Source organism: Vibrio sp. 1288 (assembly GCF_033344475.1).
Genome location: NZ_JAWPOX010000380.1, coordinates 1 through 777, shown reverse-complemented (window position 1 = coordinate 777; position 777 = coordinate 1). Strand labels below are relative to the sequence as shown.

Genomic DNA, 777 nt, shown 5'->3' with positions numbered 1-777 from the left:
GCAAGTTCATCGCTGGCGTAGGCCGCTTCAATATCTTCAAATTGAGTTAGGCTCTCTTTGGCGGCTTTCGGTCCAATGCCCGGAACGCCCGGCACTTGGCTTGAACTAATGCCAGTTAACCCCCAATAATCAGCGAGTTGGCTTGGCTTTACGCCAAACTCTTTCTCAATAAACGGTTCATCCAACCAACGGTGTTGAAAATAATCGCGAATTTGCAGTGTCGGTGAAAGTAACTGGCAGTAGCCTTTGTCGGTTGAAACGATCGTTACTTTCTCGCCGTGGCTTGCCACTTTGGTCGCCAGTGTTGCAACTAAATCGTCCGCCTCATCGCCTTCTGATAGCAGTGAATCAATGCCTTGCTCCCACCATGCTTGCTGGATGGCATCCAAACCTTGCATCAGCGGCTCTGGCATCGGTTTGCGATTTTGCTTGTAGTCAGGAAGGATTTCAGCGCGCCAACCTCTATCTTGTTCATGGTGATCAAACACCGCGATGATATGTGTTGGTTTCGCTTCGGAAAGAATACGCGTAAGGGTTCGCTGAGTCGTCGTGATGGTTCTTGCGATGTCAGTTGGATCCGGTTGTGCAGAGTGCACACGGCGAATCAAGTTGAGGGCATCAATAATAACAAGATGAATAGACATAATGACTTAGCAATAAAAAAGGGGCGTTGCCCCTAGTGTAACGAATGCAAGCCAGACTATCGACCACCAATTTATGGATGGGCAATTCGATAGCATGGTTCATAATCAGAACCGCCTGGCAATTTCATTCGAT

At 48.3% G+C, this 777-nt stretch carries 1 protein-coding gene; it reads right to left on the bottom strand.

Annotated features, from left to right (window positions below):
- A partial coding sequence (gene xni / locus R8O11_RS26895; RefSeq protein WP_318194833.1) for a flap endonuclease Xni occupies window positions 1–644 on the bottom strand: 644 nt, incomplete at its 3' end.
- Window positions 645–777 lie beyond the last annotated feature (133 nt).